Origin of the sequence: uncultured Rothia sp., assembly GCF_916049665.1 — a bacterium.
Classification (GTDB): domain Bacteria; phylum Actinomycetota; class Actinomycetes; order Actinomycetales; family Micrococcaceae; genus Rothia.
The window spans coordinates 1-7148 of sequence record NZ_CAJZIE010000086.1; the positions used below are offsets into that span (position 1 = coordinate 1).

General features: G+C 57.9%; 6 protein-coding genes. 2 read left to right on the plus strand and 4 right to left on the minus strand.

Features of this window, described 5'->3' with window-relative positions:
* Positions 1-88: 88 nt before the first annotated feature.
* Positions 89-1507 carry an MFS transporter gene (locus tag QZ540_RS07695; RefSeq protein ID WP_294628954.1) on the minus strand — a complete coding sequence of 473 codons (1419 nt, stop codon included), beginning with the start codon at positions 1505-1507 and terminating at the stop codon, positions 89-91.
* A 180-nt stretch (positions 1508-1687) separates the two neighbouring features.
* On the opposite strand from QZ540_RS07695, the gene ftsY reads away from it, so the two are divergent.
* Positions 1688-2797, plus strand: a complete 1110-nt coding sequence (gene ftsY, locus QZ540_RS07700) for a signal recognition particle-docking protein FtsY (protein ID WP_005506239.1) — start codon at positions 1688-1690, stop codon at positions 2795-2797.
* A gap of 143 nt (positions 2798-2940) precedes the next feature.
* Here the strand turns inward: ftsY and QZ540_RS07705 are convergent, their stop codons facing one another.
* Both QZ540_RS07705 and QZ540_RS07710 read right to left on the minus strand, forming a co-directional pair.
* A complete protein-coding gene (locus tag QZ540_RS07705) occupies positions 2941-4041 on the minus strand; it encodes an XRE family transcriptional regulator (RefSeq protein ID WP_294628956.1) in 1101 nt (366 codons plus the stop codon).
* Between the two features lie 46 nt (positions 4042-4087).
* Positions 4088-4879 carry a hypothetical protein gene (locus tag QZ540_RS07710; protein WP_294628958.1) on the minus strand — a complete coding sequence of 264 codons (792 nt, stop codon included), beginning with the start codon at positions 4877-4879 and terminating at the stop codon, positions 4088-4090.
* A 269-nt stretch (positions 4880-5148) separates the two neighbouring features.
* Here QZ540_RS07710 and QZ540_RS07715 point away from each other — a divergent pair, with 269 nt between their 5' ends.
* Positions 5149-6192, plus strand: coding sequence for a glycosyltransferase (locus QZ540_RS07715; RefSeq protein ID WP_294628960.1), 1044 nt, complete (start codon positions 5149-5151; stop codon positions 6190-6192).
* A gap of 126 nt (positions 6193-6318) precedes the next feature.
* Here QZ540_RS07715 and QZ540_RS07720 read toward each other — a convergent pair.
* The coding region (locus tag QZ540_RS07720; RefSeq protein WP_294628962.1) for a PIN-like domain-containing protein at positions 6319-7148 on the minus strand (830 nt) is incomplete at its 5' end.

A 7148-nucleotide genomic window follows, 5' to 3' on the forward strand; every position in this document is an offset into this window, starting at 1 on the left:
TTTATCTATCTCCCGAACATAAGCCTGGTACGTGAAAAGCCGGTGCCTGCTTCGCAGCAGGCACCGGCTTTTACCAATTAGGGAGCTTTTAGCGGCCCGTATAGTCCGCGTCCGCAATATCCTTCGGCCAGCGCGCCTTACGGAACGGCGCCCACGTAAACGCCGCCGCCACCAACAACAAACCACTCATGATGAACGCCGGAACGAAGCCCCACGCATCCGCAATCATGCCAGCCACCAGCGGTCCCAAAATCATACCGAAATCGCTACACATCTGATACACCGCCAACACCTGACCGCCACTGCGGCGAGTACCAATCACATCAGACACAGCCGCCTGAATCGACGGGCCCATAAACGCCGCACCAATACCCAGGCACGCCGTCAACGACACAAACACCCACGCCACCGGCGCGAAACCCATAACCGTCACCGCAGAACCCGCCAACAGCAGACCCGAAAACGCCATCACACGGCGGCCAAAACGATCCGAAAAACGACCCGAGAACGTCTGCGTCAACGCATTACCAAACGAGTTCGTCGCCATCGCCAACGACGCCAACAGAGTAGCCGCCACCGAATCCGACATATCGCCGCCCGTCGCCAAATACGCCGCCGCCAACGGAATAATCGACGACTGCACACCAAACACCGACCAGCCAATCGCCCAATTCGACACCAGCGCAGAACGGTAATTCGAGAACTTCAACGCGTCACGAACCGTCATCGCAGGCAGGTCACTCTTACCCGCAGCGCCGCCGGACGCAGCGGGCTTAGCCACCTTGCCGGATGCGCCAGCAGGGGAGCCAGCAGGGGAGCCAGCCGCCGACGGCAACACCCCGGTGCCCTTACCCTCAGCCAGCAGCGCCGCCTCCGTAATAGCGTCACGCTCTGCCTCCAGGGCAGCCTGCGAAGGCATCAAGAACCACACAATCAGGCCCGCCGCCAGCAGCGAAAAACCATACACAATAAACGGCGCACGCATACCAAAGGGCGCCAGCGCGCTCGCAATCACCGGGCCCAGCAGGTTACCCAGCAGGAACGCCGTCGCATAATAACCCGAAATACGGCCGCGCATATGCGCCGGGGACAGGCGCACCAGCAGACCCATCGCGGAGACCGTGAACATGACCGAGCCGATACCCGCCACCGCACGCGAACCCAGGAGAACCCAATAATCCCAAGCGAACGCAATCATGAACGAGGTCACCGACACGATCAGCATGCCAATCGTGTACACCGGACGTTCACCCCAGCGGGTAATCAGCTGACCCGCCGACGGCGCAAAAATCAGGCGCGTAATTGCGAGCGCAGAAACCACCATCGTCGCCATGGTGACCGTGGCATTAAAGTTCTGCGCATAGTTCGGCAGCACCGGCGCCACCAAACCAAAACCCACCGCAATCATGAACGACGCAGCGATCAGAACCTTCAAACCGGTCGGCACACGGTTCGGATCAATCGTGCGCGGGTCAAAAACAGGTGGTGTTTTGGCAGGGTTCCTCATGTTCATCCTCGAAATCGTGCGGTGCCGTGCGGCAGCCGCGGGCCCCACCCGCAACTGTCAACCATGTGTTCGGCTAAAAAACTTAACAGTGTCCAGTCTACTCCGCCGACAGCCGGGCATGCGCGTAACCTCGACCAGTCAAACCGCCCAAACCGGTAAGCTAGTAGTGTGAATGAAACGATGATGATGATTTGCGCGATTGTGCTGGGTGTACTGGTTATTGCCGGTGTGCTTTTCGCGGTTCTGCGCCGACCCAAGAAGACCGCGAACCTGCAGTCTTTGCGTCAGGAGGCGGCTAAGGCCTCCGGCGGTTCGGCGGAAGAACCCGAAAGCTCGGCACCTCGCGCTATTGAACTTGATATGCCCGACCCGTCCGCGGGTCGCCTGGTGCGTCTGCGTGCCCGCCTGGCTCGTTCGAACAACATGCTCGGCAAGGGTCTGCTGGCTCTGCTTTCTCGCGACCGCATCGACCAGGACGTCTGGGATGAGGTCGAGGAAACCCTGCTGCTTGCCGACCTGGGTTCTGAGCCGACTACCCGCCTGGTGGAGGCGCTGCAGCAGCGCGTGCGCGTTGAGGGTACGAGCAACCCCGCTGCGGTGAAGAAGATGCTCCGTGAGGAGCTTGTGAAGATTGTTCGCCCCGACATGGACCGTGAGCTGAAGACCGCCGGCAGCGACGGCAACCCCGGTGTGGTGCTGGTCGTTGGCGTGAACGGCGTGGGTAAGACCACGACCGTCGGCAAGATTGCCCGCGTGATGGTTGCTGACGGTCAGACCCTGCTCCTGGGCGCTGCGGATACGTTCCGTGCCGCCGCGTCTGAGCAGTTGACCACCTGGGGCGACCGCGTGGGCGTGAAGACCGTGCGTTCCGAGAAGGAAGGCGCCGACCCCGCATCCGTCGCGTTTGACGCTGTGAAGGCTGGTAAGGAGCAGGGCGTTGACACCGTGCTCGTGGACACCGCGGGCCGCCTGCAGAACAAGTCCGGTCTGATGGACCAGCTCGGCAAGATCAAGCGCGTGATTGAGAAGGAAGCGCCGGTCACCGAGGTTCTGCTTGTAATCGACGCGACGACCGGCCAGAACGGTATGGTCCAGGCGAAGGTCTTCGGCGATATTGTGGACGTGACCGGTATCGTGCTGACCAAGCTGGACGGCACCGCGAAGGGCGGTATCGTGGTCGCGATTCAGGAGGAGCTCGGCGTTCCCGTCAAGCTCATCGGCCTGGGTGAAGGCCCGGATGACCTGGCACCGTTCGACCCGGAAGCATTCGTGGACGCGCTGCTGGACTAATATCCTTTTTACTTCTGCGCCGAGAAGCCACATGTGTTGTGAACACATGTGGCTTCTCTGTTGAATTGGCCTGATACATTTTGAGGACGCACAGAGAAGCCTCGAGAGAGTGTAGAAATTACACCCTCTCGAGGCTTTGCCGTTTATACGCTCACTGGTAGAACAGGACGTCGTGCTGTGATGACTTCAAAATAATGTTGAGGTACGCGCGACTTCTCTCTCAATATCTCAGCTGGAATGCCTGACTCCTCGATGAGACTAATCGCGTGAGGAATTAGGGACGGTTCTTCGAGAGAAGAAATAAGACCTGGTTCCTTAGCACGCCATCCGTTACGAGAAACGGTAACCATGGCGTTTCGGTAGGCATCATCTGAAAGGCGGCCCAGTTCTTTAGCCCTATACAGAAGAGCCTGCATACTGATGCCCCAGTATTCCTTAAGCTCCTTCAGCTTCATCCAGCCTTGACCGTTCATGACTGTGGGCAATTCATCCTGGATGCATGCACTTGGTGCCAAAAATTCTGCGGCAAATGCATGAGCCTGAGCCTCAAGAACCTTATGACCAGGATCAGCATCAGCATGCATTACTAGGTGGCCTAGTTCATGGGCGGCATCAAAGCGTTGACGGTAGTAATCACCCTTTGTTGGGTTTAGAACTACTACTGGAGCCTCGCTACCAAAAGTGGAGTATGCATCAATTGCTGCACTATGGAATGGTGCAAAGACAACGACGATACCATGGTTCTCCATGGCTCGGACAACATGCTGGACGGGCTTATTTCCTAAACCCCAATCTTTACGAACCTGCTCAGCCGCTAGACGAGGAATCTCAGAACCGGGAAGGTCAGAATCAGTCAAGATGCTGGGAAGTACCAGGTCTGGGAAGTCGACATACTCATTCATCGTATGCACAACATCCTGGACAACTTGCGTATACGCTTGAGCCTGGTTGCGACTAAGCTGAGTTGTCGAGCGTAAGGACCTAAAGTGAGGTGCGCCAGAAATTAACGGGGCTTCTGAGAACTGACTTTCAAGAAAAGATGGAGCAACGCCAAGAGTCAGAGCTAGTGCGTAGACATTATCTTTAGTTGGGTTTCGGTTACCCGATTCCCAATGAGTAATAGTGACAGCACTAACTCCAAGACTCCTAGCCAAATCGCTCTTGCGGACACCTTGAAGTTCTCTAGCTAACGTGAGCCTCCTTGGGTCAAAGGAGAGTATGGGTGAAGAATCTTGTACAGACATAATGCTTTCGCGGACAAAGAGTGTGGTGTATGAGTCATAACAGCTCCTACTCAGCTGCCTTCTTCAGCTTAACATGAGCGTCGGGAACTGCCGGGGCCTCAGGATGGGCCGTAGACTGAACTTCTTCCTGCGCGGAATCGATGGCGGCAAGGAATTTCGGCGATGCTGCATGATCGAGTACATCAATGGTCCATACCCAAGGGCTCTGGCTACGACGTTCGACCGGAGCAGGTAGACCGAGGGCAAACTCTTTGAGTTCACCTTCGGGTGAAATATTATACGCTACTACCAAAATGGGGAGACGCAACGGCAAATCTTCGACGTAATCATCCAACCCCGGAATATCGAGAGTGTCCTGAACGTAGTGATTCGTTGCTGAAATAATTCGCTTCTTCGTGCTGCTCTCCCAACGAATCTTATCAACGCCACCGAAGCGGTTAGCGCTTTGCATTACTAGAGAGCAACAGGTACTGACCTCCCAAAAGGGCATGTTCTTGTACGAATCACTGCGGTAAAGACCACGCCGACGGCTCAATGCAGTGAGAAGCGGATATGCTTCCTGCGGAAGGTCAGTTGCCAAAGCGTTGAGATTCTTAGTGATAGGTTCATTTTGAAATGAGGCAAACTTATCACCGGTAAGGGTGACACGATTAAGATTCTCAGCAACAAGCTCATAATGGTTCATACCCTTGCTGGCATTCCGTGCATGTTCAGGGTAGTCCGGGTTACTCGCTGCAAGCTGGATGATCTTTGCCGCAGTTGCCAGCGTATCCAAAACCCCGAGGTCTTCGAGCCAGTCCTCCATGACCTTCTTATTGGTATAGGGAGAGTGGGACATTGTTAACTCCTTTGAAAAATATTGTTTGAAAATTAACTAAAGAATATACTGCGATTCTATCATTAACAACTGATGGGTGCTTGTATATGTCGATGGTGCAAGATGGAACGCGACCAAAAATGCTCTGAAGCCCATAATGACGACGGGCAGCGCACGATGCGGGGCTCTGGGATATTCTGAAATTAGAAGACACGCAGGGCCCCCAAACGGCCCGGCGCATCGCACACCATACAGCCCAATTCACCCCGAACCTCAGCGAAGGAGCCACCATGGCAGCCACCCTCCCCGGAACTCTTCCCAACGCCAACTACCAGCCCATCTACCGTTCCAACGGCGCCTGCGACGACCTCGCCGCACTCGTTGCACCGTACAGCCTTTCGCGCACCCAGCTCGCTGAGGCTACCGGCATTGCCGACGAGGCGACCGTGAACAGCTGGGTTGAACAGTGCTGTCCCGACCTTGCCGCGGATGCGCCCGCACCCCTCGAGCCCGTGCTGCGCTATCTGGACGAAACCTACCTGCCCGATTCCGCTAACTGGCCCGGCGAGAACCCCTACGACGAATTCGTCCTCGAGAACATCGCCGCCCGTATGCTCGCCCGCGTTGTTGCTAACACCTTCGGTGAGGACCGTTCCAGCAACTACCGCGAACTGCTCGCGCTCGTTGCGACCCTCGTGCTGATTGCCCGCTACTGGGATGGCACCGATGAGGCTTTCCTGACCCTGCTCAACGCCGAGCCCACCGCGCAGGCAGACGAATACCTGCAGGAGGCTATCGCGAACGCCCCCGAGTCCCTGCACCCGCTCCTCACCGAGCTTCTGCTGCCCGCCCTGCATGAGGCGCGCGGCACCTTCACCGCCGACGAGGCACGCCTGCTGACCGGCTATGCGCTCGCCGCCGGATACTACGCGGGTGAGCACCCCTACGAGACCCTGAACAGCATCCACGTTGCGTTTGCCGCAGATGACCGTACCCAGCCTGACGCCGAGCAGATTCGCCGCGTTGAAGACGTCCTCAAGGCTAACTTCCACGCCGCCCGAGCAGCTGCTGGTGCTGACGAGAACCCGGAGCCGCACAAGTTCACCATGCCCGGCAACCAGGACGGCTACGAAACCGCCGCGCACCTGATTGCCGCCCTGCCCCAGGCACACGACGTTATCGCTTTCAGCACCCAGCCCGGCGAAGGAACCAGCGCGCTCGCTGATGACCGCCGCGCCGCTTTCACCCTGTACCTGTGCTACCTGATGCTCGGCGATGACGAGTCCTCGGAGGAGCGCGCCGCGGAGCTGTACCGCGCCAACCGCGAGAACTAGCCAGACGCTGAAAAGCCACATGTGTTTCGAAAAGCCACATTTTTAGTGGCTTCTCGAAACACATGTGGCTTCTCGCTGTTAATGGCGGTTAGTGTGGCGTGATGGTTGGCCGCCTACACTGCTTGCCTACACAGCGACGGGCTGTTCCGCGCGAATCGCACTGTAGGTTGCGTCGCTGACGGTCACACCGTACTGGTTGGAGGCGAGTCGCAGAATCTCCTCAACGGTGTAGATGCGGAACACGCCGCCTCCGGTTGCCTTAGTGTATTCACGCAGCAGCTGACGGTTTGCCAGTTGACGCACGGGCTCTTTACCCGATGCGGCGCGTACCTGCTGACCGTTGCGCAGCCAGGTGTCGCGCACACCGCCGGTGACGAACACGCAGTCGGTGCCCTTCACTCGGGTGGTGGCTTCGGCAAGGCACTGGTTCCAGAGCGCGAAGTCGGCGTCGAAGGTGGTGTTTGCCAGGAGCGGGTGGCCCTGCTCAAGAGCTTCACGGCACTGCTGTTCGTGGCGTTCGGGGCTGGGCGCGGCACCCACGTGTCCGGTGAAGATGCGGTTCAGTCGCGGCAGGATCGTGTCGTCTTCGCGGCGTGCCATGTTGATGGATCCGGTGTCGGTAGTGGGTTCGAGGATCTTCATGATCTGCGCGATGGAGTGGTCCAGCTGGTGCGTGACGGAACGCAGCGCGCTCCAGGGGGAGTTGCGTTCTTCGGGCAGGGTTTCTTTGAAGGATGCGAGCGCTGAGCGGACGCGTTCTGCGGCGGCGGGTACGGGGGAGGCGCCGTCGAGTGCTGCCCAGAATTCTTTGAGTGCCTGGTGGGGGAGGAAGGCGTGTCCGCGCAGCTGCGAGTAGACGCGGAGGATTTCGTCGCTAATGTGGGTTGGGTAGTTGTAGAGGCTTGCAAGCGCGGTGGAATCGAAGGCGACGAGAATTCCGGGGTGAATGGAAGTCA

Coding starts and splice junctions, on each gene's coding strand:
- ftsY (WP_005506239.1), top strand. CDS start 1,688: ATGATGATGATTTGCGCGATTGTGCTGGGTGTACTGGTTATTGCCGGT.
- QZ540_RS07695 (WP_294628954.1), bottom strand. CDS start 1,507: ATGAGGAACCCTGCCAAAACACCACCTGTTTTTGACCCGCGCACGATT.
- QZ540_RS07710 (WP_294628958.1), bottom strand. CDS start 4,879: ATGTCCCACTCTCCCTATACCAATAAGAAGGTCATGGAGGACTGGCTC.
- QZ540_RS07705 (WP_294628956.1), bottom strand. CDS start 4,041: ATGTCTGTACAAGATTCTTCACCCATACTCTCCTTTGACCCAAGGAGG.
- QZ540_RS07715 (WP_294628960.1), top strand. CDS start 5,149: ATGGCAGCCACCCTCCCCGGAACTCTTCCCAACGCCAACTACCAGCCC.